The following is a 25,310-nucleotide window of genomic DNA, read 5'->3' as shown; positions in this document are numbered from 1 at the left end:
CAACAAGAATGCCGACACCGTTCTGTGTGGTGATCGAGGACCCCACCACGCGCGCGGTCGCGTTGCGCTGGTTGATGTTGATGCCCGCGCTGACACTGGCAAGCACGCCGTTGCGCATGTCGAGCGTCGCGCCCTGCATCATGAACACGTCGCTGGAGGCGGCCTATCGCTTCACCATCGGGCAGATCGGCAGCACCGCGCTGCGCCTGCAGCCGGAACTGCAACTGGTCTACACCGATGCCACCACGGATCGTCACGAAGAGAGCAACGGCACCATCGTGCGCAGCGTGGGCGATGACGGATTGTCGGACCGCTTGGGCCTGCGCCTGCAGGGCGAATCACGCGCGACGGTGGGTGCGGCGGTGAGCCCGTACCTGGCGGTGAACGGGTACCGCGATGGCAGCAGCAACGGCATGGCGTTCGATGAAGACGTGCTGCAGGCAAGCCTGCCGCGCAACCGGTATGAGATCAGCGCGGGTGGCCGGGTGGACTTCCGCTCGGGGCTGAGTGGCTGGGGTGGGCTGGGCGTGATGCGCGGCGACCATGGGTACCGCGAAGCGACAGCGAACCTGGGGATGTCGTACCGGTGGTGAGGGTGGGTCGCGCGCGGTGAGGGGGTCGGGAGCCGGCCAGCGGCCGGCACTACCGGGGTGGCGAGGTGATCGTAGAGCCGGGCTCTGCCCGGCTGCTCAACTCACTCCGCGAAGTGCTGGTACCCGCCGGGGCCGGTTTCGCCTTCGCAGTGCACGCCCTGCCCTTCCACGATGCGGCCGATGCGGGTGAGCGGCAGGCGCAGCGATTCGGCCACGGCATGCAGCGCCTCGCGCTGGTCGGCGGCGGCGGTGAAGCACAGTTCGTAATCGTCGCCGCCGCGCAGGGCACATGCCCGCGCGGCATCGCGGCCAAGGACCGCACGCAGCGCCGGTGACAGCGGCACGGCGTCGGCATCCACTTCGGCACGCACGCCACTGCGCGTGGTGATGTGGCCCAGGTCGGCCAGCAGGCCGTCGGAGATATCCACCGCGGCATGCGCAAAGGCGCGCAGGCGCAGGCCCAGCGTCACCCGCGGGGTGGGCCGCAGCAGGCGCAGGCGCAGTGTTTCGTAGTCGCCCAGCACGGTGGCGGTGGCGATGTTCAACTCGCCGCGCTGCCACAGCTGCAGCGCACCGGCGGCATCGCCGAGCGTGCCACTCACCCAGATGTCGTCGCCCACCTGGGCGCGGTCGCGGCGCAGCGCCTGGCCGCGTGCCACCTGCCCCATCGCCGTGACCGACAGCGACAGCGGGCCACGCGTGGTGTCGCCGCCGATCAGCGCAATGGCGTGTTCGTCGGCCAGTGCGAAGAAGCCGTCGGCGAAGGACTCGATCCAGTCCGGGTGCGCGTCGGGCAGCGACAGCGCCAGCGTGCACCAGGCCGGGCGTGCGCCCATGGCGGCCAGGTCGGACAGGTTGACCGCCAGGGTCTTCCAGCCGATGTCGAAGGGCATGGTCTCGGCCGGGAAATGCACGCCGCTGTTGAGCGTATCGGCGGTGACCACCAGCTGTTCGTTCGGTCGCGGCTGCAGCAGCGCGGCGTCATCGCCGATGCCGAGCACCACGTCGTCGCGCTCGGCGGTGCGGGCACGGATGCGGTCGATCAGGGCGAATTCGGCAAGGGACATGGGGCGCTCCCGCGGTTGTACGTGCCGCGCAATGCGCGGTGGGCGGTTGTACGTGCCGCGCGGCGCGCGGTTGTCGGTTGTACCTGCCGCGCTGCGCGCGATGGGCGGTTGTGCCGGCCGCGCTGCGTGCGGTGGGCGGTTGTGCCTGCCGCGCTGCGCGCGGTGGGCGGTAGTGCCGGCCGCTGGCCGGCAACCTCAGCGTCCCGGCGGTTGCCGGCCAGCGGCCGGCACTACCAGACGGGTCATTACCACCGGCGGGTCATCACCACCGGCGGGTCGTTGCCACCGGCGGGTCATTATCACCGGCGGGTCATTATCACCGGCGGGGCATTACCACCGGCGGATCATTACCACCGGCGGGTCAGTGACCCGATTCGACCTTGCGCCATTCCACGGCCGCGCGGTCCAGCACGCCGTTGACGTAGGTGTGGCCATGCTCGGAGCCGAAGCGCTTGGCCGACTCGATGGCTTCGTTGATGACCACGCGGTACGGCACGTCCAGGCGGTAGCGCATTTCGAAGGCGGCCACGCGCAGCGCGGCGCGTTCGATGGCGTCCACTTCGTCGATGCTGCGGTCCAGGTACGGGGTCAGTGCCTCGTCCAGGTCCTTGCGGTTGTCCAGCACGCCGTGGATCAGCGCTTCAAAATAGGCCAGGTCGGCGATTTCACGCGCCTGCTCGTGCGCGAACTGGGCAATCACGGTCTGCGCATTGCCACCGGAAATCTGCCACGCATAGATCGCCTGCAGGGCACGACGGCGCGCGCGCGAGCGCAGCACGGGGTCGATGCCATCACGGCGGACGGGTTTACCGGAGGGCTTGCCCGGGTTCGACTTGTTCACGGCAACTGCTCCAGAAGATTGACCATTTCCAACGCCGTCAGTGCGGCTTCCTCACCCTTGTTGCCATGGCTGCCGCCGGCACGGGCCTCGGCATCCTCGGCGCGTTCCACGGCGAGCACGCCATTGAGCACCGGCACGCCGAAATCCAGCTGCACGCGCATCAGGCCTTCGGCGCAGCCATCGGCCACGTGTTCGTAGTGGCGGGTGTCGCCGCGGATCACACAGCCCAGGGCGATGATCGCGGCATGTTCATGCGCGGCGGCCAGGCGGGCGGCCACCAGCGGCAGTTCCCATGCGCCGGGCACACGGATCACGTCGATGGCGGCTTCGTCGATGCCGTTGCCGGCCAGGCTCTGCCGCGCGCCAGCGACCAGGACGTCGGTGATGCGGGCATTCCAGCGGCTGGCGAGGATGGCGAAACGGGCCTTTTCCGGAGTACGGAGGTCGCCTTCGTAGTGGCTCATGTTCGGCGTGGGGTCCAAAAGGTTGACTAGTTTAACGCGGGCGGGCCAGTTACGCCGGACAAGGGCCGGCGGCCATGGCCGCGTAGCGCCGGGCTCTGCCCGGCTGGCATTGCCTGGCCCTGTAGAGCCGGGCTCTGCCCGGCTGGCGTTGCCTGGCCCCGTAGAGCCGGGCTCTGCCCGGCTGGCGTTGCGCGGTGGTTCGTGGGGGTAGCCGGGCAGAGCCCGGCTCTACGGGCGGGCGGTCAGGGGGTGACCGTTTCCACTACTTCCAGCCCGTAGCCGGCCAGGCCGATCTGGCGGCGGGGGGTGCCCAGCACGCGCAGCTTGCCCAGGCCGAGGTCGGACAGGATCTGCGCACCGGCGCCGTTGCGGCGCCACTGGCTCACATCCTTGTCCTTGCCCGGGGTCACCGGGGCCGGCTGTTGGCGCAGGCGGGCCAGCAGGCTGTTGGTGTCGCGCGGGGCCGACAGCACCACCATCACGCCGCGCTCGGCGGCGGCAATGGCGCGCAGGGCGTCGGTGGAGGCCACGCCGAAGTCGTCGCGGCGCCAGTGCAGCAGGTCGGCCAGCGGGTTTTCCACCTGCACCCGGACCAGGGTGGGCTCGGTGTCCGGGGTGCCACGGACCAGGGCGAAATGCAGGTCGTGGGCAATCCGGTCGCGGTAGGTGACCAGCTTGAAGGGGCCGAACTCGGTGTCGATCTCGCGCTCGTCCACGCGTTCGACCGTCTTCTCGGTGGCCAGGCGGTAGGCGATCAGGTCGGCGATCGAGCCCATCTTCAGGCCGTGCTCGCGGGCAAACACCTCCAGCTCCGGGCGGCGCGCCATGCTGCCGTCGGGGTTGAGGATCTCCACCAGCACGCCGGCCGGCTCCAGCCCGGCCAGCATGGCCAGGTCCACGCCCGCTTCGGTGTGCCCGGCGCGGGTGAGCACGCCGCCCGGCTGGGCGATCAGCGGGAAGATGTGGCCCGGCTGGTGCAGGTCGGCCGGCTTGGCGTCCGGCTTCACCGCGGTGCGGATGGTGTGGGCGCGGTCGTAGGCCGAGATGCCGGTGGTAACGCCCTCGGCCGCCTCGATGCTGACCGTGAAGTTGGTCTGGAACTGCGCGGTGTTGGCCTGGACCATCGGCGCCAGGCCGAGGTCGGCGGCGCGCTCGCGGGTGAGCGGCAGGCACACCAGGCCACGGCCGTGGGTGACCATGAAGTTGATGTCCGACGGCTTGACCAGCTCGGCGGCCATGATCAGGTCGCCTTCGTTCTCGCGGTCTTCGTCATCGACGATGACCACCATGCGGCCGAGGCGGATGTCTTCCAGGATCTCCGGAATGGGGGCGAAGTTCATGCCGCATCTCCTTGTACGTGCGAACCGGTGGCCGGCACACTGATCAGGCGTTCCACGTAGCGGGCCACCAGGTCGATTTCCAGGTTGACCGCGCTGCCCACGCCGGTGGCGGCGAAAGCGGTGTTGGCCACGGTGTGCGGGATCAGCGCGACCTCGAAGCCCTGCGCGTCAACCTCGTTGACGGTCAGGCTGACGCCGTCCACGCAGATCGAGCCCTTCTTGGCGATGTAGCGCAGCAGCGCAGCCGGCGCGGCAAAGCGCCAGCGCTGGGCGCGGGCGTCGTCATGGATGGAGAGCACCTGGCCCAGGCCGTCGACATGGCCGCTGACCAGGTGGCCGCCGAGGCGGTCGGTCGGGCGCATGGCGCGTTCGAGGTTGATCACCGCGCCGTCGGCCAGCTGGCCCAGCGTGGTCAGGCCGAGGGTTTCAGTGGACGCGTCGGCCTGGAAGGACGTGGCGTCGTGGGCGATGACGGTCAGGCAGACGCCATTGATGGCGATGCTCTCGCCCATCTGCACGTTGTCGAACGGCAGGGTGCCCACGTTGAAGGTAAAGCGGACGTCGCCGCCGAGGGTGTCGCGTGCGGCCAGACGGCCGACGCCTTCGATGATTCCAGTAAACAAGGAACGTTCTCCGCGAAAAGTGAGCGAAAAACGCCGCAAGGCATATAGGTGCACACCGAGCCCAAGGCCCGGTCGCACCGTCTTCTTTCATCCGGACTATACCGTCGGCTCCGGCATTGGACCGGATCTGCTGACCTTCCGGCGGGGCCGGAAGCGCTCGCGGGCTCGTGCTTGCGCACCTACCGCCGGTGGGGAATCGCACCCCGCCCTGAAGACGTTTGTGTACCGGCGAGCCGGCGCGGCCATTGTAACAGGGCAACCTGACTGCTCGCTTTTTGTGAAGTTCTGGTTAAAATCCGCTCGCGCGGCAGTGATCGCCGCTCCTGTCGCCCATTGATGGGTCGGCTGAAATGGACCTCAACACCACCCAAGGAACCTGCATGCGCAAGATTCTCCTGGCCGCCGCCCTGCTGGCCGCCGCCCCGCTTTCCGCCGTTGCGGCCGAAGGCCTGAGCTACACCTACGTGGAAGGTGGCTGGACCCAGCTGCAGCTGGACCGCAATGGCGCCCCCTCCAAGCCGAAGCTGGACGGCGGTTACGTCCGCGGCTCGTTCGCGATCGCCGAGCAGGTGCATGTGTTCGGTGCCTACAGCACGGTGTCCAAGACCAACACCTACGACCTGGGCAGCTATGACGTGCGCGTCAAGCAGGAGCTGAAGCAGCCGGAGCTGGGCATCGGCTACCACATGCCGATGAGCGACCGCGTCGACTTCACCACCGACATCGCCTGGCTGCGCATCAACAATGAAGCCAAGTACGAAGCCGACGGCTTCGACACCGAGCGCTTCAAGGAACACACCAACGCTGCCCGCGCCACCCTGGGCGTGCGTGGCAAGCCCTCGCCGCGTACCGAAGCCTGGTTGAAGGCCGGTTACATCGACGGCAGCGACATGGACGGTACCTGGACCGGCACCCTTGGTGGCCAGGTGAACTTCACTCCGACCTGGGGTCTGGTGGGTGAAGTGCAGGCGTACGACGAAGTCACCCAGTATTCGGTGGGCGTGCGCGCGAGTTTCTGATCGGGCTGCAGCGGTTCGCCGCTGCGCCGTGATCGAACGGGTCCCGAAAGGGGCCCGTTTTTTTGCTTCTTCGCCCATCTGAGCGGAGCGTCTTGTTGCAAGGCCGTTGCAGAGTGGGTACGCCGCGACGCGGATAGCCGGGGGTGCAGGCCGGCTGGCGTCTCCGATCCGGCCGGTCGCGAGCGTGAGGGCCCCGTAGCAGCCGGTAGGCCCCTGGTGCAAATGTCCCCCGGCCGCGTAGCGGCCTCCTCCTTTATTTTGCCCAGGAGCCTACCGGCTGCTACGGGGCTCGGCTTGCGGTGCGCAGGTGGACGCCATGCTTTTTTGACGCTGGTCGGTGGGTCGGGCGCTGGGCCCCCATGCCCTTGGAGGCGAAATAAAGGAGGAGGTGGCGGCCGCAGGCCGACGCCGGGGGACATTCGCCGGAAAGGGCATGGGGGCCCAGTGCCCGACCCGCCGACGGCCGCGCCTGAAAAGCGTCAAAGCACGTTTCTGCTTGCCCCACAGAAGGGAGAAACACCTTTTTCCGGTTCTTCTCCGGCGCGCCATCGATGGGCACGTGAAATGCGCTAGGCTTCCGCGCCCTGCATTGGACGCTGACCGCCATGAAAACCCGCCACGTACTGGCCGCCACCTCCCTGTTGCTGTGCATGCCGCTGCTGGCCACTGCCGCTGCACCGGCACCGCTGACGCCCGAACAGACCTTCGACCTGTATGCCCGGGTGATGCTGGAAGACGACGCCGCGGCGGCACGCGCGCTCAATGACGCGCTTCGCCCTGCCTTCGATGGCCAGGACTCGCTTGAATTCAACAAGGGCGCGTTCGCCGGTGCGCTCGCCGCACCGCTGCAGGGCCTGCTCGCGGCAGCGGGCAGCGACAACGCGCGTATCGAGGCGATGCCGGCCGTAGTCGCGGCCAACCTGGGCAAGACGCGGTGCCGCGCGCAGGGCAGCACCCTGCGTGACAACGACGCCGTTGACGGCGCGAAGGTCGCCACGGTCGATTTCACCTGCCAGGTGACCGTACTGGATAGCCTGCGCCCGCTGTTCGACGCCAGCGTGGCCGACAACACCCCGGCCGGGCTGAAGCGCTTCACCGACGGCTACGTGGCGGCGGTCAGCAGCGGTCCGCGCCGCGAGGTACGCGGCAGCGTGGATCTGTACCCGGCCAAGGACAACGGCTACTGGTACAGCGGCAACCTGGACGCGCTGGTGGCGCCGGTGGTGGAGGCGCTGCTGCCGTTCGATGCGTGGCAGCAGGAGGCGGCCGCGAAGGACGCGCCGACGGTGACCGGCGTGGCCAGCTGCGACCTGTTGTTGCAGCAGCACCGGCAGTGCGTGGCGAAGATCGCGCCGGAGCAGCTCAATGGCGTGGATGCGATGGCCGACGAGTTGCGGGACAAGGCCCAGACCCAATCGGTGGAGGCCATGGTGCAGGAGTGCAAGGCGCTGCGCTCGATTGCCGAAATGATGTGGACCGACGCCTGCCGTTGAGATGAAAGCCGGCCCTGATCCCCGGATCAGGGCCGCAGCAGCAGCCGCAGGTCGTCGCCCACCTGGCGCTGGTCCACCACGCGCATCCGACGCTGCTGCTCCATCGCATGGATGCCCAGCCCGGACAGCAGCGGCAAGCCGTGTTCGCCCAGCAACGTGGGCGCCTGGTAGAGCAGCAGCTCATCCACCCAGCCGCCGGCCAGCAATGCGCCGGCCAGCGTCGCACCGGCTTCGGTGTGCACTTCGTTGATCTCGCGCGCGGCCAACAGCGCCAGCACGGCGCCCAGGTCGAGGCGACCCTCGCGGCTGGCCACGCTGGCAAAGTCCGCATCGGCCGCGTCCGGCGCACTCACTGCCGCCTCGTGCAGGTACAGCGCGCGACCATTTCCTTCGCGCACGCGCGCGCATTCCAGCGAGCGCAGGCGTGAATCGAGTATCACGCGCAGTGGCGGCAGCACCTCGGTGTCGGGCAGGCGCACGGTCAGCATCGGGTCGTCGGCCAGCACGGTGTCCGCGCCGGTCAGGATGGCACCCGCACGCGCGCGCCAGTGCTGCACGTCCTCGCGCGCGGCCGCGCCGGTGATCCACTTTGATGTGCCGTCGGCCATCGCGGTGCGGCCATCCAGGCTGGCGGCCAGCTTCACCCGCAGCCACGGCCGGCCGCGCTCGATGCGCGACAGGAACCCGCGGTTGAGGTCGCGCGCCTGCGCGGCCATGAGGCCTTCGGCAACCTCGATCCCCGCTTCCCGCAGCAGCACGAAGCCGCCGCCATCGACCTTCGGGAAGGGATCGCGCATCGCCGCCACCACGCGGGTGATACCTGCTTCGATCAGCGCCAACGCGCAGGGCGGGGTGCGGCCGTGGTGCGCGCAAGGTTCCAGGGTGACGTAGGCGGTGGCACCCCGCGCGCGGTCGCCGGCCTCGCGCAGTGCAAAGACTTCGGCGTGCGGGCCACCGGTGCGCTGGTGCCAACCCTGCCCTACCACCTCGCTGCCGTGGGCGATCACACAGCCCACCATGGGATTGGGCCGCGCGGTGTACGCCGCCCGTTCGGCCAGACGCAGCGCCTGGGCCATGTGCAGGTGGTCGAGCGCGGAAAATTCAGTCATGGCAATGATCAGTCGGCGGCAGGCGTGCAGCGCCGATGGTAGCCCAGCCGGGGGCGCCGCGAGGCGACCGGCATCAGCCCTTCTTTTTCTTTTCCAGCGGAATCACACCGCCCAGCAGCTGCAGTTGCTCGGTGCTGGCCGGCAGGTCGCGTTCGAGTTTTTCGATTTCCTCGCGGAAATCGGCCACGTCGCCGAAGCTGCGGTACACCGAGGCGAAACGCACATAGCCCACATGGTCGAGCTTGCGCAGTTCATTCATGACGAACTCGCCGATCTTGATCGACGGGATTTCGCGTTCGCCGCAGACACGTGCCTGCTGCATCACCGCACGCACCGCCAGTTCGATTTCGTCTTCGGGCACCGGGCGCTTCTGCAGCGCGCGATCGAAGCCACTGCGCACCTTGCGCGCGTCGAAGGCTTCGCGGCTGCCGTCGCTCTTGACGATGGCCGGCAGTTTCAACTCGATGGTTTCCAGGGTGCTGAAGCGTTCGTTGCAGGCCTCGCACTCACGCCGACGCCGGATCGTCGCCCCGTCTTCAGAGACGCGCGAGTCGATTACACGGGTATCGGCATGCTGGCAGAACGGACAGTACATGGAACGCCTTGCATCAGGAAAACGTCATGCCGTGGTCACGGCAGCGTCGCAACGGTACCTGAGAAGGACAGCCCGCACAAATATCAGGTGCGCAGGGTCATCGTCCCGGCCCCCTCCCGCCACCGCAGCCAGGCCAGGTGCGCCGCGCAACCGGCCAGCGGCGTGCCGGCCCACAGGTAACGCCCGTACTGGCTGGACTCCAGGCCGCTGCCGAACCGCAGCATGGCCCACCACGTCACGGCCTGCACCAGCAGCGCGGCCAGCAGGAACCACCAGGCCCGGGCGCTGCCTTGCCGCAGCGGCCGGCGCCGCACTAACCAGTCCCAGCCCAGCCGCGCCATCGCCGCAGCGCCCGCCAGCACTGTGCCGTACCACGCCAGGAAGCCCCGCCGCAGTCCGACCAGCGAAACACCGCCTTCAAAGGCGGCCAACGGCACGATCGTCACGAAGCACGACAACGAGACGAGCATCAAGGGCAGACCTACTGCCAGCAGATGGACGGCGAAACCGATCTGATACCGGGAAGGCGAGGGAATCAACTGCGGAGGGACGGGATACGTCACGTGTTCTGCCTCGAAACAGCCGCACGTCACGGCAACGGGCCACGCTAGAGGCAACCGCCCCGACCGAATATGCAATTAATCCGAAAAATCGTGGCTGCCTGACCAGGCGGGCCAGCCTGCCGCGGGCTGCTCGAGCGCGCAGGTCAGTCCGCGTGCGGTACGCGGGCGATCACGCCACGACCGCATGGCGTCCCTGCACCAGGCGGTCAGCCGTGCAGACCCGCCCGGCGCAGGCGACGTCGCTGCACCAGCAGCAGTGCCGCGGGGAAGAGCACCGGGGGTCCCGCCAACAGGAGCAGCACGGGGGTGTGGCCGGGCATCCGGTCTGCCATCGCCATGCCCACCAGTGCCAGTGCGGCAGCCATTCCCGCCCCCAACAGATACCACCAGGCAGGATGCAACCAGCGCAGGCCCTCCTGCCCGGCCAGCAGCCATGCCGCGCTGAGGCGCACCCAGGCCAGCAGGCCGAGCAGGCCAGCCAGGCCCCACCCGACCAGTACCGGCGGCGGCGGCAAGCCGGCATGCGTCGGCTCGGTCAGCCCGACCCACACCCCCAGCCCCGCCCCGGTCACGCCCAGCACCAGGCCGGGCAACCCGAACAGGGCTGCCACGGCCAGGTAGAAACGGCGCTGATCGAACAGATCGATCAACCGTAGACCGGATACTTCGCGCACTGGGCGCTCACCGCATCACGCACGCGGGCGATCACGGCCTCGTCAGCCGGGGCGTCGAGCACGTCGGCGATCCAGTTGGCCAGGTCCACGCAGTCCTGCTCCAGGTAGCCACGGGTGGTGACGGCCGGGGTACCCAGGCGCAGGCCGGAGGTCACGAACGGCGAACGCGGGTCGTTGGGCACCGAGTTCTTGTTGACGGTGATGTGGGCCTTGCCGAGGGCGGCTTCGGCATCCTTGCCCGACACATCCTTGCCGATCATGTCGACCAGCATCAGGTGGTTCTGGGTACCGCCGGAGACGATCTTGTAGCCGCGCGCGATGAGCGTGTTGGCCATCGCCTGGGCGTTCTTGACCACCTGCTGCTGGTAGGTCTTGAAGGCCGGTTCCAGCGCTTCCTTGAAGGCCACGGCCTTGCCGGCGATGACGTGCATCAGCGGACCGCCCTGGATGCCCGGGAACACGATCGACTGCAGCTTCTTGACCAGGTCTTCGTCAGCGCCCTTGGCGATGATGATGCCGCCGCGCGGGCCGCGCAGGGTCTTGTGGGTGGTCGAGGTGACCACGTGGGCGTGCGGCAGCGGGCTCGGATACACGCCCGCGGCGACCAGACCGGCCACATGCGCCATGTCCACGAACAGGTAGGCACCGACCTTGTCGGCGATGGCGCGGAAGCGCGCCCAGTCCACCACCTGCGAGTACGCCGAGAAACCGGCGACGACCATCTTCGGCGTGTGCTCGACGGCCAGGCGTTCCACTTCGTCGTAGTCGATCAGGCCGGCTTCGTCCACGCCGTACTGCACCGCATTGAAGAGCTTGCCCGATGCGTTGACCTTGGCGCCGTGGGTCAGGTGGCCGCCATGGGCCAGGCTCATGCCCAGGATGGTGTCGCCCGGCTGCAGCAGTGCGAAGTACACGGCCTGGTTGGCCTGCGAACCGCTGTGCGGCTGCACGTTGGCGTAGTCGGCATCGAACAGCTGCTTGAGGCGGTCGATGGCCAGCTGCTCGGCGATGTCCACGTACTCGCAGCCACCGTAGTAGCGCTTGCCCGGGTAGCCTTCGGCGTACTTGTTGGTCAGCTGGCTGCCCTGGGCTTCCATCACCGCCGGGCTGGTGTAGTTCTCGCTGGCGATCAGCTCGACGTGGTCTTCCTGGCGCTGGGTTTCGGCGGCGATGGCCTTGGCCAGTTCGGGATCGTAGGTTTCGATGCGGACGTCACGCGGGAACATCGGTTACTCCAGGCAGGCAGAGGGGGTACAGCGCGAGCTCTGGATTGTAGTCCCCGCGGCCCGGGGTGACCAATCCGGGCGCGCGGGCCCCGGAACGCGGAACGGCGCCCCGAGGGGCGCCGTCCAGGCCGGGCAGCGTGCCTGCCGCCGGGCTTACCGGTTGTTGATCACGTAGTCGGCAATGATCCCGGTGGCGATGGCGACCAGCAGCAGGTTGCCGCGGTCGTCGCGGATCCAGTGGTGGTCACGCGGCGGGCGGCGCACCGAGTAGCGGCTGTAATCGTTGACCACGTACACCGGGCCGCCGTAGTACTCGCGGTAGCGGTGGCCGCGCGCCCAGCCGTAGGAGCCGTAGCCCGGGGCCGGGCGATAGACCACGCGCGGCGGCGGTGCCGGGCGGTAATACCCGCGGTTGTCGTAGTAGCGACGGTCATGGTGGGCCTCGCGGCGGCGGTCGTCGCGCCAGTCGCGGCGATCATGCCGGTCGTGGCGATCATGCCGGCGGTCGTGACGGTCATCATGGCGGTCGTGCCCACGGCCGCGGTGGTCGTTGTCGGCGAAGGCCGGTGCCACCGTGCCCAGGGCCAGCAGCGAGGCGACGGCCCCGACCACAAATCGATTCATGCGCATGATTGGCCTCGCTTGGTGGGTTGATGGCTCCATCATGCTGACGCCATCTGAACGGTTTCCGGCTGGAAACGGTTTCCATTTCAACGGCTTTGACGGCCCATTCAGGCCCCGGCAAGCCCCGCCCCATGGGCAGACCGGCGTCTGTCATCGCTTCCGGCTATAATCGGGGGTACCCCTTTATTCATCTGTTCCTGTTCCGCCTGGAACGGGCGCAGGGTTGCGCCTTCGGAGACCTCATGTCCTCGCAATACATCTACACCATGAACCGCGTCAGCAAGGTGGTCCCGCCCAAGCGGCAGATCATCAAGGACATCTCGCTGTCGTTCTTCCCGGGTGCCAAGATCGGCCTGCTGGGCCTGAACGGCTCGGGCAAGTCGACGGTGCTCAAGATCATGGCCGGCGTGGATACCGACTTCGAGGGCGAAGCCCGCCCGCAGGCCGGCATCAAGGTCGGCTACCTGGCCCAGGAACCGGAGCTGGACCCGACCAAGACCGTGCGCGAGTCGGTCGAGGAAGGCGTGGGCGAAGTGCTGCAGGCCCAGGCCGCGCTGGATGCGGTGTACCTGGCCTATGCCGAGGAAGGCGCCGACTTCGACAAGCTGGCCAAGGAACAGGAGCGCCTGGAGGCGATCCTGGCCGCCGGCGATGCGCACACCCTGGAAAACCAGCTGGACGTGGCCGCCGATGCGCTGCGCCTGCCGCCGTGGGAGGCCGTGGTCGGCACCCTGTCCGGTGGTGAAAAGCGCCGCGTGGCGCTGTGCCGCCTGCTGCTGCAGAAGCCGGACATGCTGCTGCTCGATGAACCGACCAACCACCTGGACGCCGAGTCCGTGGAATGGCTGGAACAGTTCCTGGCGCGCTACACCGGCACCGTCGTGGCGGTCACCCATGACCGCTACTTCCTGGACAACGCCGCCGAGTGGATCCTGGAACTGGATCGCGGCCGCGGCATTCCGTGGAAGGGCAACTACACCGACTGGCTGACCCAGAAGGACGACCGCCTGCGCCAGGAAGACAACCAGGAAAAGTCCCGCCAGAAGGCGATCCAGAAGGAACTGGAATGGTCGCGGCAGAACGCCAAGGGCGGCCGTACCAAGGGCAAGGCGCGTCTGGCCCGCCTGGAAGAACTGCAGTCGGTGGATTACCAGAAGCGCAACGAGACCAACGAAATCTTCATTCCGCCGGGCGAGCGCCTCGGCAATGCGGTGATGGAGTTCAAGAACGTCTCCAAGAAGTTCGGTGATCGCCTGCTGTTCGACGACCTGAACTTCCTGGTGCCCGGTGGCGCGATCGTGGGCATCATCGGCCCCAACGGTGCCGGTAAGTCGACCCTGTTCAAGATGATCACCGGCCAGGAAAAGCCCGATACCGGCGAGATCGTGGTCGGCCCGACCGTCAAGCTGTCCTACGTGGACCAGAGCCGCGACGCGCTGGAAGGCAACCACAACGTCTTCCAGGAAATCGCCGGCGGCCTGGACATCCTCAACATCAATGGCGTTGAGATCCAGTCGCGCGCCTACATCGGCCGCTTCAACTTCAAGGGCCAGGACCAGCAGAAGCTGGTGGGGTCGCTGTCCGGCGGTGAGCGTGGCCGCCTGCACATGGCCAAGACCCTGCTGCAGGGTGGCAACGTGCTGCTGCTCGATGAACCGTCCAACGATCTGGACATCGAAACCCTGCGTGCGCTGGAAGATGCGCTGCTGGAGTTCCCGGGCAACACCTTCGTGATTTCGCATGACCGCTGGTTCCTGGATCGCATCGCGACCCACATCCTGGCGTTCGAAGGCGACTCGCACGTGGAGTTCTTCCAGGGCAACTACCGCGAGTACGAAGAAGACAAGCGCCGCCGCATGGGCGACGACGCCGCACCGAAGCGCCTGCGCTTCAAGGCGCTGAAGTAACGGAACGAGAAACGGCCGCGCACTGCGCGGCCGTTTTGCATTCGGGTCGGTACCCACCGCTAGCCATAGGCAGCAGGATGCAACTTATTGCATATCCATAGATAACGACTTCAGGTCTCCTACGCACCTCACGCAATTGCACCCCACGCAGTTGCGACCAACGTAGGACACCACCAATGAAAGCACTGGTCATGAGTACCGCAGCCCTGCTGCTGTCGGGCACCGCCGCGGCGGCCCCGGCGAACTGGGAAGGCAGCTACATGGGCGTTCAGGCGAGCCATGCAGAAGGCAAGAGCCAGGACCGCAGCAACGCCAACGCCTCTGAAAAAAGCCCGCGCGGGTTCACCGGCGGCGTGCAGGCCGGCCGCACCTGGCAGTTCGACAGCAACGTGGTGGTGGGCGTCGAAGGCGGCCTTGCCTTCGGCAGCATCGACCGCGACTGGAAAGACCGCGAAAACCACCCGCACAGCCCGTACTACGGCAAGGACGCAGTGACCCGGTCGGGGTCGGTCAACCTGATGCTCGGCTACGCGGTCGGCCCGGTGCTGCCCTACCTGACCACCGGCGTGACCGTGGCCCGCCAGGAATACACGCTGGGCTGCGACACATCGCTGGTCGAGGCAACCAATGGCTGCCGCGTGGCGGAATTCGAGACCGGCGCCCGCCATGTCTCCACCGGCGTCAATGTCGGTGCAGGCGTGCTGGTGCGGGTCAACGAGCGCCTGTCCGCCGGCGTCGAGTACCGCTACACCAACCTGGGCTCCAGCCCGGTGCAGCTGCACGATCCGAACTACCCCGACGCGGCCCGCCGCAGCTTCCATACCGACTACAGCAGCGTTACGCTGAAGTTGAATTACCACTTCTAACCCGCCACACGACGCACCCGCAGGTCCGCCTGGGCGAGGCAGTGCGCCCCCGGCACGAGAGATCTGCGATGTCCCTGTTCGAACGCGTCTTCCAGCTCCAGCAGCACGGCACCTCCGTGCGCACCGAGGTGCTGGCCGGGCTGACCACCTTCCTGACGATGTCCTACATCGTCTTCGTAAACCCGGACATCCTGGCCACCACCGGCATGGACCCGGGCGCGGTGTTCGTGGCCACCTGCCTGGCCGCGGCACTGGGTTCGCTGGTGATGGCGTTCGCCGCCAACTTCCCGGTGGGCATGGCCCCGGGCATGGGCCTGAACGCGTTCTTCGCCTTCACCGTGGTCGGCGCGGCCGGCCTGCCGTGGCAGCAGGCGCTGGCGGCGGTGTTCATATCCGGGCTGGTGTTCCTGGCGCTGTCGCTCACCGGCGTGCGCGCCTGGCTGGTGGCGGGCATTCCGCCCTCGCTGCGCGCGGCGATCGTGGCGGGCATCGGCCTGTTCCTGGCGATCATCGCGCTGCAGAAATCCGGGGTGATCATCGCCAACACCGATACGCTGGTGGCGCTGGGCCCGCTCAATACCGCCCCACCGCTGCTGGCCCTGGCTGGCTTCCTGCTGATTGCGATCCTGGAAGCGCGCAAGGTGCGCGGCGCGATCCTGATCGGCATTCTGGCCGTCACCGGCGCGGCGTGGCTGCTCGGTGACGTGCAGTTCCATGGGCTGGTGTCGCTGCCGCCCAGCCTGGCCCCCACCTTCCTGCAGTTGGACCTGCCCGGGCTGCTGCACCACAACGGCGGCGCGCCGATTGCGGTGTTGCTGCAGGTGGTGCTGGTGTTCGTGCTGGTGGAAGTGTTCGACGCCACCGGCACGCTGTACGGCGTGGTGGGGCGTGCGGGCCTGCTCAAGCTGCCGGGGGCGCCCAAGCGCTTCGGGCGTGCGCTGCTGGCCGACAGCACCGCCATCGTGGCCGGCTCGTTGCTGGGTACCAGCAGCACCACCGCGTTCGCCGAAAGCGCGTCGGGCGTGCAGGCCGGTGGCCGCACCGGCCTGACCGCGCTGGTGGTGGCCGCGCTGTTCCTGGCCGCGCTGCTGTTTTCGCCGCTGGCGGCGATGGTGCCCGGCTATGCCACCGCCCCTGCCCTGCTGTTCGTGGCCGGGCTGATGCTGCGCGAGCTGGTGGACGTGGACTGGAGCGACCTGACCGAATCGGTGCCGGCCGCATTGTGTGCACTGGCGATGCCGTTCACCTACTCCATTGCCAACGGCCTGGCGTTCGGCTTCATCGCCTATGCCGTGCTCAAGGCCGGCACCGGGCGCTGGCGCGACGTGCACCCGGCGGTGTGGCTGGTGGCCGGCTTGTTCGTGCTGCGCTACGCGCTGGAGTAAGCCGCACCCCCGGTAGGGTCGCGCCCCTGCCGACTGCCGTGACCCGTCCAACGTTCGATGTCGGCATGACGCATGAGCGAAGCCGGCGCTGCAACGTCGAAACCGATCATCTCGATAAAGGTCATGCCATTCCCGGATGTGGGCAGAGGGTCGGCAGTCGGCAGGGGCGCGACCCTACCAGCAACGGCGACGGCGATTTCGGTGGGGATTTCGGTGGGGATTTCGGTGTCGATTTCGGTGGCGATTTCGGTGGCGATTTCGGTGTCTGAGTCGGCGGCAGAGTTGGCGTTGGCGTTGGCCCCTCCAACTGCACCTGCAACTGCGCCGTGACCATGCCGCACCCCCGGTAGGGTCGCGCCCCTGCCGACTGCCGTGACCCGATCAACGTTCGATGTCGGCATGACGCATGAGCGAAGCCGGCTCTGCACTACGCAACGCGATCATCCACGGCCAGGGCGCACGCCCCGCGGTTCACCCCTACGCAACGCGGCTCTGGGATGATGGGGCATGAGCGATTCTCCCCTGCCTGTCGATCTGTCTTCGCCGTTGCGTCGCCGGCTGCTGCGTGCCGCGCTGCTGGCGCCCGCCATGGGTGCACTGGCCACCCTGCCCGGCTGTTCGATGCCGGTGCAGGTAGAGGGCACGTTCCTGCAGCCCTGGCGCAGCCACCTGGACTGGACCATGGCCGATTGGCAGCGCTCGGTGGGGCTGGCCCAGCGCTTGGGCTGCAAGCAGCTGGTGCTGCAGTGGACCGGTATCCACGGCGCGCCGGAAGGCGATTGGCACCTGTCCGATGCCGGCCTGCGCATGCTGTTCACCGCCGCAGGCGAAGCGGGCATCACGGTGCGGGTGGGGCTGCCCTTCGAGCAGTCGTGGTGGCAGGCGATCGGCGGCGATGACGCCGCGCTGCAGGCCTTCTTCGCCAGCAGCCTGGCGCGCGCCCAACAGTGGCTGGCGCAGGCACCGTGGGCACGCCTTCAGGCCTTCGGCGGCTGGTACCTGCCGTATGAGATCGAGCAGTACCACTGGGCCGATCCGGCCCGCGTGCAGTGGCTGGGCCAGTGGCTGCACGGCCTGCATGCAGCGGCCCAGGCGCGCGGCGGCGACTGCGCCATCTCCACCTACTTCAGCCGCCTGCAGACCAGCGGCCGCCTGGAGACGGTGTGGGCCAGCCTGCTGGACCAGGTGCCGCTGCGGCCGATGGTGCAGGACGGCGTGGGCGTTGCCGGGGCCGGCAATGTGCAGCAGCTCAAGCCGTTGCTGGCGATGCTGAAACAACGCGGCGTGGCGTTCGATGCGATCGTGGAATTGTTCCGCGAGCTGCCCGGTGAGAATCACGACGGCACCCAGTTCAAGGGCGAAACCGCCGACGCGGCGCGGATTGAACGCCAGCTGGCGTGGGCGCGCGACAGTGGCGCCGAACACGTGCTGGTGTATGCGCTGGACCCGTGGTTGTCGCAGGACACACCGCAGGCGAAAGCGTTGCGGCGGCAGTGGGGTTTGTAGGGCGCGCGTGGTGTGTACCGACCAGCGTTGGGGCGTACCGACCAACGGTCGGTACCTACCGGGGCTGACGCGGTTACAACGTGCGGCCGATGATCTCGCGCAGGATTTCGCTGCTGCCACCGAAGATGCGCAGCGCGCGTGCGTCGGTCCAGGCGCGGCCGATGCCGTACTCGCTGCTGTAGCCGTAGCCACCATGCAGCTGCAGCAGGTCGTCGAGGATCGTGCCCTGCAGTTCGGTGGCGTTGAGTTTGGCCATCGCCGCCACCGTTGCGTCCAACCGGCCTTGCAGCTGCGCGGCCAGGCACTGGTCGAGGAAGCTGCGTAGCATCGCCAGCTGGGCCGCCGCGCCTGCCAGCACGAAACGGGTGTTCTGGTGGTCGATCAGGAAGCGCCCGAATGCCTTGCGCTGGCGCACGTAGGCCACGGTTTCATCGAGCATGCCCTCGGCCGATGCCGCTGCGCGCAACGCGATGGCCATGCGCTCGGCCGCCAGCTGTTCGCCCAGGTAGTCGAAGCCGCGCTGTTCTTCACCCAGCAGGTGCGACACCGGTACCGCCACGTCCTGGAAGAACAGCTCGCTGGTGTCCTGCGCGTGCTGGCCGATCTTGGCCATCGGTGCGCCGCGGGTGACGCCGGGCAACGCGGTGTCCACGCAGAACAGGGTGAGCCCACGCGCGCCCAGCTCGGGCGCCACGGTGGCCACCACCACCACCACGTCGGCGTTGCTGCCGTTGGTGATCCAGGTCTTCTGGCCGTTCAGCAGGTAGTGCTCGCCCTGGCGTTCGGCACGGGTGCGGACCGCCTTGAGGTCGCTGCCCGCGCCCGGTTCGGTCATCGCAATGGCGCCGATCGCCTCGCCGCGCGCCATCGCTGGCAGCCAGCGCGCGCGTACTTCATCGCTGCCGTACTGCATCAGGTACGGCGCCACCATGTCCGAGTGGATCGAGAAGCCGATTCCCAGGTAGTTGGCGCGCGCCAGTTCCTCGATCACGCAGGCGGCGTGGCCGATGTCACCGCCCAGGCCATACGGCTCGGGCAGCTGGCAGTTGAGCAGGCCAGCCTCCCCGGCCGCACGCCACAGCGCGCGCGGGGTGATGCCGTCGCGCTCCCACTGTGCGTAGTGCGGGGCGATCTGCTCGGCGATGAAACGCCGCACCTGCGCGCGGAACAGCGCGTGGTCTTCACCGAATACCGGACGGGTGTGCATGGATCAGCGGCCCACCGGGTCGGTGCCGCTGAGCTGGCCCTGCAGCACCGGGGCGGCGGCGCTGCCGGTCAGGAACAGGCTGTAGTGGTCGCCGGGCTGCAGCGCCGGCAGGGCCAGCGGCGCGCTGTCCTTGCCGCCGCAGCCGGCCACCAGGCGTGCCTTGACCGGGTTGATGCCGCGCGCACTGCTGCTGCCGCTGGCCACCGCCGGGAACACCACGGCGCCCTTGTCGGCCATGGCCAGGCGCCCCTGCGCGCAGCCGCTGGCCAGGTTGTAGAAGCGGATCTCGGCCTTGAGCGCATCGCTGGTGCCGCCGCCATCGGCGAGAGCGGCCAGCGGCTTTGACGGGGCGGCGGCGTCCAGCACCAGCGTAGTGAAGCTGCCGGCGGCCACCTGCGGCTGGCTGCGCGGCTTGCCGGCCACGCGCACGGTGAACGGCTTGCCGCCCTCCACGATGGCGTAGCGGCTGGCCCGCGTAGCCGGGCCGATGCTCTGTTCGGCGCCCGGACCGACGGCGACCTTGAGCGCGGCGCTGCCCGGGTTGAGCACGCGCACGAACGCCGAACCGGCTGGCGGCCGTGCCGCATACAGCTGGGCCAGGCGACCTTCGGGGGCGGTCTGCTGGGCAGTGGCGGCCAGCGGCGAAAGGGCCAGCACGGCGGCGGCGAGCGAGATCAAGGGCAGTTTCATGCGGTGGGTTCCTGGCGGCGAAGCGTGCGCGCCATTGCGTAGCGCTGCTCCAGTTGTCGGCGATCCACCTTGTTGCTGGTGCCGGTCGGCAGCGCATCAACGGCGATCAGTTCAGAGGGAATCATGTACGGCGGCACGCGACGGCCCAGCTGCGCCTTCCAGTCCTGCAACGACGCCGGCAGCGGCTGCACCGCGCCTTCGCCGGGCTGGGACAGTTCGACGAAGCCGATCATGCGCACCAAGGTGCCATCGGGCCGGCGCAGAACCACCGCCGCGCCGGCCACCACGCCGTCCAGGGTGGACAGCGAAGCATCCACTTCGGCCAGCTCGATGCGGTAGCCGTTGAGTTTGATCTGGTCATCCTTGCGGCCGCGGAAGGTCACCCGCCCTTCCGCATCCAGGTCGCCGAGGTCACCGCTGCGGTAGGCCCGCTTGCCGTGATGGGTGAACAGCACGCCCTGGTCCAGGTCCGGGCGATCCAGGTAGCCGCGCATGACGTGGTCGCCGGCCATGCAGATTTCGCCGTCGTCGATGAAGACCTCGGCGTAGGGCTTGGCCACGCCGATCGGGAACGGGTTGGGCGCGGCCGCGCGCAGCGCCGGGTCGATCTCCACCCAGGTGGTGGAACAGGTGGCCTCGGTGGGACCGTAGGAGTTGATGATGCGCGCCTGCGGGAAGCGTGCCCACAGCTCTTCGGCCACGCGTGGGGTGAGCGATTCGGCGCCGAACACGAACACGCGCAGCGAGGGCAGGTGCTCGGCGTTGAAGCGCGGGTTGAGCATCTGCTGGCGTACGAACGAGGGCGTGGAGGCCCACACCGCCACCGCCGACTGACGCAGGTGTTCGACAAACCGTTCGCTGTCGGCGATCACCTCGCGCGGGCACAGCACGCAGCTGCCGCCGGTGCCGAGCGCGCCGCACAGGTCGAACAGCGAGAAGTCGAAGCTGAAGAGCATCTGGTTGAGGAAGGCCGGCGCCTCGCCCAGCTGCAGGCAGTCGGTGATCCAGCCGGTGAACAGCGCCACGCTGTCGCGGCCGATCTGCACGCCCTTCGGGTCACCGGTGCTGCCGGAGGTGAACATGATGTAGGCCAGGTCCGGCACGCTGAGCGCGCGCGGTGCGTCGGCACCGGGCCCGAAGGTGTCGGTGGCGGCATCGTAGACCGCGCCGGCATGGGTGAGCTGGGTGATCCGCTGCAGCCGCGCGGCCGGATTGATGGTGTCCACCGGCACATAGGTGACGCCCATCTGCAGGCAGCCCAGCATGGCCACCACGAACGCAGATTGCTTGTGCCCGGAGATCACCAGCGCGTAGCCGGGCTGCACGCCGGCCGCCTGCGCGCGCCCGATCCAGGCCTGGGTAGCTGCATGCAGCGCGGCCCAGTCCAGGCTGCCGTCGGCATCGTGCAGGGCCGGTGCATGCGGGGCGTGCTCCAGCGCGACGAAGCGGCAGTTTTCGAAATCGAAACGCATGCGGACAGCTCCTGCAGGTGGGGTGGGCTCAGCGCTGGTGCGCGGCCACGTAGTCGGCCAGCACCTGCACCGAATCGACCAGCGCATCGATCTCATCGACCGGCAGGGTCACGCCCAGGCGGTCCTTGACCTCGACCATCAGCTGCACCTTGGACATCGAGTCGAACAGCGACTCCATGTATTCGTCCGGCTGCACGCGGGTGCCGATCACCGCTTCGACGATGTCGATCAACTGGGCCTGGAGGGTCTGGATATCCATCGGGTTCACCTTGTCAGAACTGGAAGTAGAGGAAACGGGATTCTTTGTGCAGGCTCAGCAGCGACAGCCCCAGCATCAGCAGCATCACCAGCAGCCACTGCCAGTTGGGCTGCCAGCGCATCCACGCGCGGGGCGCCGGGCTGGGCTTGGCCAGCGACGGGCCGTACACGCCCATGATCTGCTGCGCGTTGGGTGCCAGCCAGACGATGGCCAGCAGCACCAGGATGTAGAGCAGCTGCACGTGGTGGCCAGCCAGCAGGCGCCAGCTGTCGCCCAGCCCCATGCCGCCAAGGTAGCCCAGGTTCTCCAGGCTTTCCCAACCGCGCACGCCGAACATGGCCTGCACCAGCTCCCAGGCATCGTGCACGCCGTCGGCGCGGAAGAACGCCTGCGCCACCAGTACCGCACCGAAGGTGAGCAGCACATAGCCGGCGTGCTGGTACCAGCGCAGCTGGCGCAGCGCGGCCGGCTTGCGGCCGCCGACGAACACGCGCCAGGCATGGTTGATGGACAGGTAGCCGGCATGCAGCAGGCCGAAGATCAGGAACTGCAGGCCCGCGCCGTGCCAGATGCCGGCCAGGCCCATCGCCCACACCGTGGGCAGCACGATCATCGACAGGAAGCCGCCCGCCGAGGCCACCGCGGCCGGGCCGGTGGCGCGGCCATGGCGGGTGCGCCAGCGGGTGACCGCCATCGCCACCGGGTAGTACAGGTAGGCGGTGATGTAACGGGTGAGCGTCATGTGCCAGCGCGCCCAGAAGTCGATCACGCTGGTCGCCTTGTAAGGCGAATTGAAGTTGAGCGGGAAGCGGATGCCGAACATGCGCGCCAGGCCCAGCGCCATGTCCGAGTACCCGGAAAAATCGAAGTACAGCTGCAGCGCGTAGCTGAGCGCGGTGGCCCAGGCGCCCCAGAACTGCACCTCGCCGGTGGAGGCGAAGCCGGCATCGGCATACGGGGCGATGGTGTCGGCCAGCAGTACTTTCTTGGCCAGCCCGATCACGAACAACATGCCGCCCACCGACAGGTTGTCGGCCTGGAACCGGTAGGTTTCGCGCTTGCTGAACTGCGGCATCATCTCCTTGTGATGGAGGATGGGGCCGGCGATCAGGTGCGGGAAGAAGGTCACAAACAGCACGTAGCTGAGCGGGCTGCGGTCGTTGACCACGCCGGCGCGGCAGTCGAGCAGGTAGCCGATCTGGGTGAAGGTGAAGAAGGAGATACCCAACGGCAGGATCAGCGCATCCATCGGGCCGACGTTGAAGCCCATCTCGCCGACGAAGTTCACCATCGCCGCGAAGTACTTGTAGTGCACCAGCAACAACAGGTCGGCAGCCACGCCCAGCACGGTGGCCAGCAGCTGCAGTTTCGGTCGCTTGGCCAGCGACAGGATCACCAGGCTGACCAGGTAGTTGAAGACGATCGAGCCCGACAGCAGGATCACAAACTGCGGGTTCCACCAGCCGTAGAACACGATGGACGCCACGCACAGCCACAGGGCGGCCAGGCGTGGCTTCACCGCGCCCAGGGCGTAGTGCACGCCCAGCGCGATCGGCAGGAACACCAGCAGGAACAGGAAGGAGTTGAAAAGCATCGTCCGTAGCGCTCAGTCGATCTCGGCCAGCGTTGCCTGCTCACCGTCGGTCAACGGCAAGGACAGGGCCATTTCAGAAAATTCCCAGACCACCAGCTTCAGCGTGGGCGGCCACTGCGCACGCTGCGGCCAGGCGGCCAGCAGCGCGCCGGAGAACTGCCCGCCATCCAGGCTCTGGTTCCACACTTCGCGCCCCAGCGCATTGCCCAGGCGTTCGGCGAACAGGCTGCGGCGGCCGTTGGAGCTGCCCAGCAACAGCACCTCCACCGGCGGGGTGTCATCGAGCAGGCCACCACTGCGCACCGGCGCGATCACCTGTTCGGGCTCGCGGTCCAGCGCCGGGCGCCAGGCCGGCGGCGCCTTCTCCAGCCCGGCGAGCACGATCAGGTCGCCCATGCGCGGCTTGGCCGCACCGGGCGCGCCCACCTCGAACGCCTGCGCGCCACGCCCGCCCAGCAGCGGCAGCGCCGAGGCGGCCACCGCGTCGGCGGCGCGCTGCGCGCCGATCCGGTTCATGTGCACGTCGGTGCGGAAAAACACCGGCGCCGTGCCCTGCTGCAGTACCGGCAGCAGGTCTGTGGAGGCCACCTGGGCGGCACCCAGCGCCTGCTGCCACTGGCCCAACCGCGCGCGCATGGCCGTTGAATGGCGCAACCCGCAGGTATGCGCCTGCTCGATCCGTGACTTGTCCGGCACCACCACCACCAGCACCTGTACGCCCTGCGCCTTGAGCTGCGTGGTCCAGTGCTGCATCAGCCGCACGCGTTGCTGCAGCACCTGCTCGCCCGCACCCGGCGGCGGGCGCAGCCCGTCGCGGTAGAACAGCCAGTCCGGGCACCCCAGTGCCACCTGCGGCCCCAGGTCGCCGAGCAGGCGATAGCGCAGCGCGGCCGTGGCCAGGTCGGCCTGGGCCTGCACCGGCAACTTGAGCGCTTCGTTGATCGCGCGGCCAGCTTCGCCGTCGGCCCAGCGTGCCGGTGCCAACGCGGCCGCGGGGATCTTCGCCTTGCCCAGCATCCAGCCACCGGCCAGCAGGCCGATGACCAGCAGCGCGATCACCAGCGCGGCGGTGGGACGGTGGGCACCGGGCGGCGCGGCCGGTGGCAGGGGCGCGGGCGCGCCGGGACGTGCACTCATCGGGTTACTGCCCCAATGCCTTGTTCACGCGCGCGGTGAACTGCGCCGGGGTCATGATCGACGCGTTGTCCCACTGGCCCTGGGCCTGCGGACCGAACCCGTACACCGGTTCGAACATCTGCCAGACCAGTACCTGCGGCGGATTGGTACGGAAGTCGTCGGACTCCAGGTACTCCAGCAGCATGATCCACGGGCCCACGTTGCCGGCCTTCCAGTTCACCGTGACCGGGCGGTCCAGCGCGTTGGAAAGCTTCTGCGGGAAACCGAAGTAGGCCTGCACCATGCTGTGCCCGGTCACGTGCACCGGTGCCTTGCCACTGTCGAGCAGGCCTTGCGATTCGGCGGCGCGGCGCACGGTGAAGGTTTCGCGGCCCACCGCGGCACGCTGTTCCGGTGGCAGGAACAGTTCGGCCAGGTCGCCATAGCGGCGCTCGCGGGTTTCCTTGCCCAGCGGCGTGCCCGTGCCGGGCTCGCCGGCCAGGTTCGGCACGGCCTGCTTGATGCGTGCCGCCAGCGCATCGGCGGTGGCATCGGCGGCGGCCTGGGTCCAGTGCTGGTCGCTGCGATAGAACACGTCGGTGCCGCCCGCGCGCACGCCGGCCAGCACTTTGCGCGCATCCAGTGCATCGACGCCGGCCTTCTGCAGCGAGCCAAGAATGGTGTCGTAGCGCTTTTCCACCGAAGCACTCACCACCTTGCCCGCGGGCAGGCGATCTTCGTAGAACAGCACCTTGTCGGGCAGCAGCAGCAGCTCCAGGCGCACGCCACGTGCGGCAAGGCGGGCCTTGGTTTCGGCGATCAGGCGGGTGGAGGCATCGACCGCCTGCATGTCCACCTCGCTCAAGCTGCCCCATGCAGGGAACAACCAGCCGTCCTTGCCGACCAGCACGATGGCCGAGTCGTCCTTGCTGGCGGCGGGCGGTGCGGCGGCGGGCGCCTGCGCCTGCGCGACACCGGTACCGGCCAGTGCGCACAGCACGGCCAGCAGCGGCAGACCGGCACGCAGGCGACGGCGGGGAGCGGTGGGGGTCAGCAAAGAATGCGTATCCATGTCGT

26 protein-coding genes and 1 riboswitch are annotated in these 25,310 nt (G+C 68.4%); of the genes, 8 read left to right on the top strand and 18 right to left on the bottom strand.

Annotation, left to right across the window (positions count from 1 at the left end):
- Window positions 1-8: 8 nt before the first annotated feature.
- Entirely contained in the window at window positions 9-593 is a 585-nt protein-coding gene (locus ACZ0AE_RS03010) for an autotransporter outer membrane beta-barrel domain-containing protein (protein WP_463600356.1), read from the top strand.
- Window positions 594-694: 101 nt separating this feature from the next.
- Here the strand turns inward: ACZ0AE_RS03010 and thiL are convergent, their stop codons facing one another.
- The 5 genes from thiL to ACZ0AE_RS02985 form a co-directional block, all read right to left on the bottom strand.
- A complete protein-coding gene (thiL, locus tag ACZ0AE_RS03005; RefSeq protein ID WP_038690520.1) occupies window positions 695-1,660 on the bottom strand; it encodes a thiamine-phosphate kinase in 966 nt (321 codons plus the stop codon).
- Window positions 1,661-2,021: 361 nt separating this feature from the next.
- Window positions 2,022-2,501: a transcription antitermination factor NusB gene (gene nusB, locus ACZ0AE_RS03000; RefSeq protein ID WP_038690521.1), complete on the bottom strand. Its 480-nt coding sequence runs from the start codon at window positions 2,499-2,501 to the stop codon at window positions 2,022-2,024.
- Window positions 2,498-2,965 carry a 6,7-dimethyl-8-ribityllumazine synthase gene (gene ribH / locus ACZ0AE_RS02995; protein ID WP_038690522.1) on the bottom strand — a complete coding sequence of 156 codons (468 nt, stop codon included), beginning with the start codon at window positions 2,963-2,965 and terminating at the stop codon, window positions 2,498-2,500. Before ribH ends, nusB begins: the two co-directional genes overlap by 4 nt.
- Window positions 2,966-3,207: 242 nt before the next feature.
- Window positions 3,208-4,305: a 3,4-dihydroxy-2-butanone-4-phosphate synthase gene (gene ribB / locus ACZ0AE_RS02990; RefSeq protein ID WP_038690524.1), complete on the bottom strand. Its 1,098-nt coding sequence runs from the start codon at window positions 4,303-4,305 to the stop codon at window positions 3,208-3,210.
- Window positions 4,302-4,928, bottom strand: a complete 627-nt coding sequence (locus tag ACZ0AE_RS02985; protein WP_463600355.1) for a riboflavin synthase — start codon at window positions 4,926-4,928, stop codon at window positions 4,302-4,304. Before ACZ0AE_RS02985 ends, ribB begins: the two co-directional genes overlap by 4 nt.
- A 75-nt stretch (window positions 4,929-5,003) precedes the next feature.
- Window positions 5,004-5,148: riboswitch (FMN riboswitch) on the bottom strand.
- A gap of 160 nt (window positions 5,149-5,308) precedes the next feature.
- Between ACZ0AE_RS02985 and ACZ0AE_RS02980 the strand changes: the two genes are divergently transcribed.
- Together ACZ0AE_RS02980 and ACZ0AE_RS02975 are read left to right on the top strand one after the other, a co-directional pair.
- Window positions 5,309-5,947 (top strand): outer membrane beta-barrel protein, encoded by a 639-nt coding sequence (locus tag ACZ0AE_RS02980; RefSeq protein WP_038692510.1) that lies wholly within the window; start codon window positions 5,309-5,311, stop codon window positions 5,945-5,947.
- A 605-nt stretch (window positions 5,948-6,552) separates the two neighbouring features.
- A complete protein-coding gene (locus tag ACZ0AE_RS02975) occupies window positions 6,553-7,440 on the top strand; it encodes a hypothetical protein (protein ID WP_463600354.1) in 888 nt (295 codons plus the stop codon).
- 26 nt (window positions 7,441-7,466) lie between these two features.
- Here ACZ0AE_RS02975 and ribD read toward each other — a convergent pair whose 3' ends face one another.
- The 6 genes from ribD to ACZ0AE_RS02945 form a co-directional block, all read right to left on the bottom strand.
- The gene (gene ribD / locus ACZ0AE_RS02970; RefSeq protein ID WP_463600353.1) at window positions 7,467-8,549 is read right to left on the bottom strand and encodes a bifunctional diaminohydroxyphosphoribosylaminopyrimidine deaminase/5-amino-6-(5-phosphoribosylamino)uracil reductase RibD; all 1,083 of its coding nucleotides are present in this window, start codon (window positions 8,547-8,549) and stop codon (window positions 7,467-7,469) included.
- Window positions 8,550-8,622: 73 nt separating this feature from the next.
- The gene (nrdR, locus tag ACZ0AE_RS02965; RefSeq protein ID WP_038690528.1) at window positions 8,623-9,144 is read right to left on the bottom strand and encodes a transcriptional regulator NrdR; all 522 of its coding nucleotides are present in this window, start codon (window positions 9,142-9,144) and stop codon (window positions 8,623-8,625) included.
- Window positions 9,145-9,227: 83 nt separating this feature from the next.
- Entirely contained in the window at window positions 9,228-9,707 is a 480-nt protein-coding gene (locus ACZ0AE_RS02960; protein WP_185753374.1) for a hypothetical protein, read from the bottom strand.
- Window positions 9,708-9,913: 206 nt separating this feature from the next.
- Window positions 9,914-10,357 carry a hypothetical protein gene (locus ACZ0AE_RS02955; protein WP_463600352.1) on the bottom strand — a complete coding sequence of 148 codons (444 nt, stop codon included), beginning with the start codon at window positions 10,355-10,357 and terminating at the stop codon, window positions 9,914-9,916.
- Complete coding sequence (gene glyA, locus ACZ0AE_RS02950; RefSeq protein ID WP_447591873.1) at window positions 10,354-11,607, bottom strand: serine hydroxymethyltransferase; 1,254 nt, start codon at window positions 11,605-11,607, stop codon at window positions 10,354-10,356. The genes ACZ0AE_RS02955 and glyA overlap by 4 nt, the downstream gene beginning before the upstream one ends.
- A gap of 153 nt (window positions 11,608-11,760) precedes the next feature.
- Window positions 11,761-12,237 carry an RcnB family protein gene (locus tag ACZ0AE_RS02945; RefSeq protein WP_038690532.1) on the bottom strand — a complete coding sequence of 159 codons (477 nt, stop codon included), beginning with the start codon at window positions 12,235-12,237 and terminating at the stop codon, window positions 11,761-11,763.
- A gap of 236 nt (window positions 12,238-12,473) precedes the next feature.
- Between ACZ0AE_RS02945 and ettA the strand changes: the two genes are divergently transcribed.
- The 5 genes from ettA (at window position 12,474) to ACZ0AE_RS02920 (ending at window position 17,895) form a co-directional block, all read left to right on the top strand.
- Window positions 12,474-14,138 carry an energy-dependent translational throttle protein EttA gene (gene ettA, locus ACZ0AE_RS02940; RefSeq protein ID WP_038690533.1) on the top strand — a complete coding sequence of 555 codons (1,665 nt, stop codon included), beginning with the start codon at window positions 12,474-12,476 and terminating at the stop codon, window positions 14,136-14,138.
- A gap of 191 nt (window positions 14,139-14,329) precedes the next feature.
- Complete coding sequence (locus ACZ0AE_RS02935) at window positions 14,330-15,004, top strand: outer membrane protein (RefSeq protein WP_463600351.1); 675 nt, start codon at window positions 14,330-14,332, stop codon at window positions 15,002-15,004.
- A 68-nt stretch (window positions 15,005-15,072) separates the two neighbouring features.
- A complete protein-coding gene (locus tag ACZ0AE_RS02930; protein ID WP_313246142.1) occupies window positions 15,073-16,389 on the top strand; it encodes an NCS2 family permease in 1,317 nt (438 codons plus the stop codon).
- Window positions 16,390-16,427: 38 nt separating this feature from the next.
- Window positions 16,428-16,658 (top strand): hypothetical protein, encoded by a 231-nt coding sequence (locus ACZ0AE_RS02925; RefSeq protein WP_463600350.1) that lies wholly within the window; start codon window positions 16,428-16,430, stop codon window positions 16,656-16,658.
- Window positions 16,659-16,896: 238 nt separating this feature from the next.
- Window positions 16,897-17,895: a DUF4434 domain-containing protein gene (locus ACZ0AE_RS02920; protein ID WP_448132992.1), complete on the top strand. Its 999-nt coding sequence runs from the start codon at window positions 16,897-16,899 to the stop codon at window positions 17,893-17,895.
- 73 nt (window positions 17,896-17,968) lie between these two features.
- Here the strand turns inward: ACZ0AE_RS02920 and ACZ0AE_RS02915 are convergent, their stop codons facing one another.
- The 7 genes from ACZ0AE_RS02915 to ACZ0AE_RS02885 are packed head-to-tail and all read right to left on the bottom strand — an operon-like array spanning window position 17,969 to window position 25,305.
- Entirely contained in the window at window positions 17,969-19,102 is a 1,134-nt protein-coding gene (locus tag ACZ0AE_RS02915; RefSeq protein WP_038690539.1) for an acyl-CoA dehydrogenase family protein, read from the bottom strand.
- 3 nt (window positions 19,103-19,105) lie between these two features.
- Entirely contained in the window at window positions 19,106-19,792 is a 687-nt protein-coding gene (locus ACZ0AE_RS02910; RefSeq protein WP_447591864.1) for an alginate O-acetyltransferase AlgF, read from the bottom strand.
- Window positions 19,789-21,264: an AMP-binding protein gene (locus tag ACZ0AE_RS02905; RefSeq protein WP_448132990.1), complete on the bottom strand. Its 1,476-nt coding sequence runs from the start codon at window positions 21,262-21,264 to the stop codon at window positions 19,789-19,791. Before ACZ0AE_RS02905 ends, ACZ0AE_RS02910 begins: the two co-directional genes overlap by 4 nt.
- Before the next feature lie 28 nt (window positions 21,265-21,292).
- A complete protein-coding gene (locus ACZ0AE_RS02900; protein ID WP_038690541.1) occupies window positions 21,293-21,523 on the bottom strand; it encodes an acyl carrier protein in 231 nt (76 codons plus the stop codon).
- A 13-nt stretch (window positions 21,524-21,536) separates the two neighbouring features.
- On the bottom strand, window positions 21,537-23,117 hold the full coding sequence (locus ACZ0AE_RS02895) for an MBOAT family O-acyltransferase (protein ID WP_038690542.1): 1,581 nt from the start codon (window positions 23,115-23,117) through the stop codon (window positions 21,537-21,539).
- A 12-nt stretch (window positions 23,118-23,129) separates the two neighbouring features.
- Window positions 23,130-24,254 (bottom strand): alginate O-acetyltransferase AlgX-related protein, encoded by a 1,125-nt coding sequence (locus tag ACZ0AE_RS02890; RefSeq protein ID WP_463600349.1) that lies wholly within the window; start codon window positions 24,252-24,254, stop codon window positions 23,130-23,132.
- Between the two features lie 4 nt (window positions 24,255-24,258).
- Window positions 24,259-25,305 carry an alginate O-acetyltransferase AlgX-related protein gene (locus ACZ0AE_RS02885; RefSeq protein WP_038692517.1) on the bottom strand — a complete coding sequence of 349 codons (1,047 nt, stop codon included), beginning with the start codon at window positions 25,303-25,305 and terminating at the stop codon, window positions 24,259-24,261.
- Between the last annotated feature and the right edge of the window lie 5 nt (window positions 25,306-25,310).

The sequence above is a fragment of the Stenotrophomonas sp. AC248 genome, from assembly GCF_979258185.1.
Note: the sequence above shows the minus strand (reverse complement) of the source record. Positions and strands in the feature narration are given on the sequence as shown.

Coding starts and splice junctions, on each gene's coding strand:
- ACZ0AE_RS03010 (WP_463600356.1), top strand. CDS start 9: ATGCCGACACCGTTCTGTGTGGTGATCGAGGACCCCACCACGCGCGCG.
- thiL (WP_038690520.1), bottom strand. CDS start 1,660: ATGTCCCTTGCCGAATTCGCCCTGATCGACCGCATCCGTGCCCGCACC.
- ribH (WP_038690522.1), bottom strand. CDS start 2,965: ATGAGCCACTACGAAGGCGACCTCCGTACTCCGGAAAAGGCCCGTTTC.
- ribB (WP_038690524.1), bottom strand. CDS start 4,305: ATGAACTTCGCCCCCATTCCGGAGATCCTGGAAGACATCCGCCTCGGC.
- ACZ0AE_RS02980 (WP_038692510.1), top strand. CDS start 5,309: ATGCGCAAGATTCTCCTGGCCGCCGCCCTGCTGGCCGCCGCCCCGCTT.
- ACZ0AE_RS02975 (WP_463600354.1), top strand. CDS start 6,553: ATGAAAACCCGCCACGTACTGGCCGCCACCTCCCTGTTGCTGTGCATG.
- ribD (WP_463600353.1), bottom strand. CDS start 8,549: ATGACTGAATTTTCCGCGCTCGACCACCTGCACATGGCCCAGGCGCTG.
- nrdR (WP_038690528.1), bottom strand. CDS start 9,144: ATGTACTGTCCGTTCTGCCAGCATGCCGATACCCGTGTAATCGACTCG.
- glyA (WP_447591873.1), bottom strand. CDS start 11,607: ATGTTCCCGCGTGACGTCCGCATCGAAACCTACGATCCCGAACTGGCC.
- ACZ0AE_RS02945 (WP_038690532.1), bottom strand. CDS start 12,237: ATGCGCATGAATCGATTTGTGGTCGGGGCCGTCGCCTCGCTGCTGGCC.
- ettA (WP_038690533.1), top strand. CDS start 12,474: ATGTCCTCGCAATACATCTACACCATGAACCGCGTCAGCAAGGTGGTC.
- ACZ0AE_RS02935 (WP_463600351.1), top strand. CDS start 14,330: ATGAGTACCGCAGCCCTGCTGCTGTCGGGCACCGCCGCGGCGGCCCCG.
- ACZ0AE_RS02930 (WP_313246142.1), top strand. CDS start 15,073: ATGTCCCTGTTCGAACGCGTCTTCCAGCTCCAGCAGCACGGCACCTCC.
- ACZ0AE_RS02920 (WP_448132992.1), top strand. CDS start 16,897: ATGAGCGATTCTCCCCTGCCTGTCGATCTGTCTTCGCCGTTGCGTCGC.
- ACZ0AE_RS02915 (WP_038690539.1), bottom strand. CDS start 19,102: ATGCACACCCGTCCGGTATTCGGTGAAGACCACGCGCTGTTCCGCGCG.
- ACZ0AE_RS02910 (WP_447591864.1), bottom strand. CDS start 19,792: ATGAAACTGCCCTTGATCTCGCTCGCCGCCGCCGTGCTGGCCCTTTCG.
- ACZ0AE_RS02905 (WP_448132990.1), bottom strand. CDS start 21,264: ATGCGTTTCGATTTCGAAAACTGCCGCTTCGTCGCGCTGGAGCACGCC.
- ACZ0AE_RS02900 (WP_038690541.1), bottom strand. CDS start 21,523: ATGGATATCCAGACCCTCCAGGCCCAGTTGATCGACATCGTCGAAGCG.
- ACZ0AE_RS02895 (WP_038690542.1), bottom strand. CDS start 23,117: ATGCTTTTCAACTCCTTCCTGTTCCTGCTGGTGTTCCTGCCGATCGCG.
- ACZ0AE_RS02890 (WP_463600349.1), bottom strand. CDS start 24,254: ATGAGTGCACGTCCCGGCGCGCCCGCGCCCCTGCCACCGGCCGCGCCG.
- ACZ0AE_RS02885 (WP_038692517.1), bottom strand. CDS start 25,305: ATGGATACGCATTCTTTGCTGACCCCCACCGCTCCCCGCCGTCGCCTG.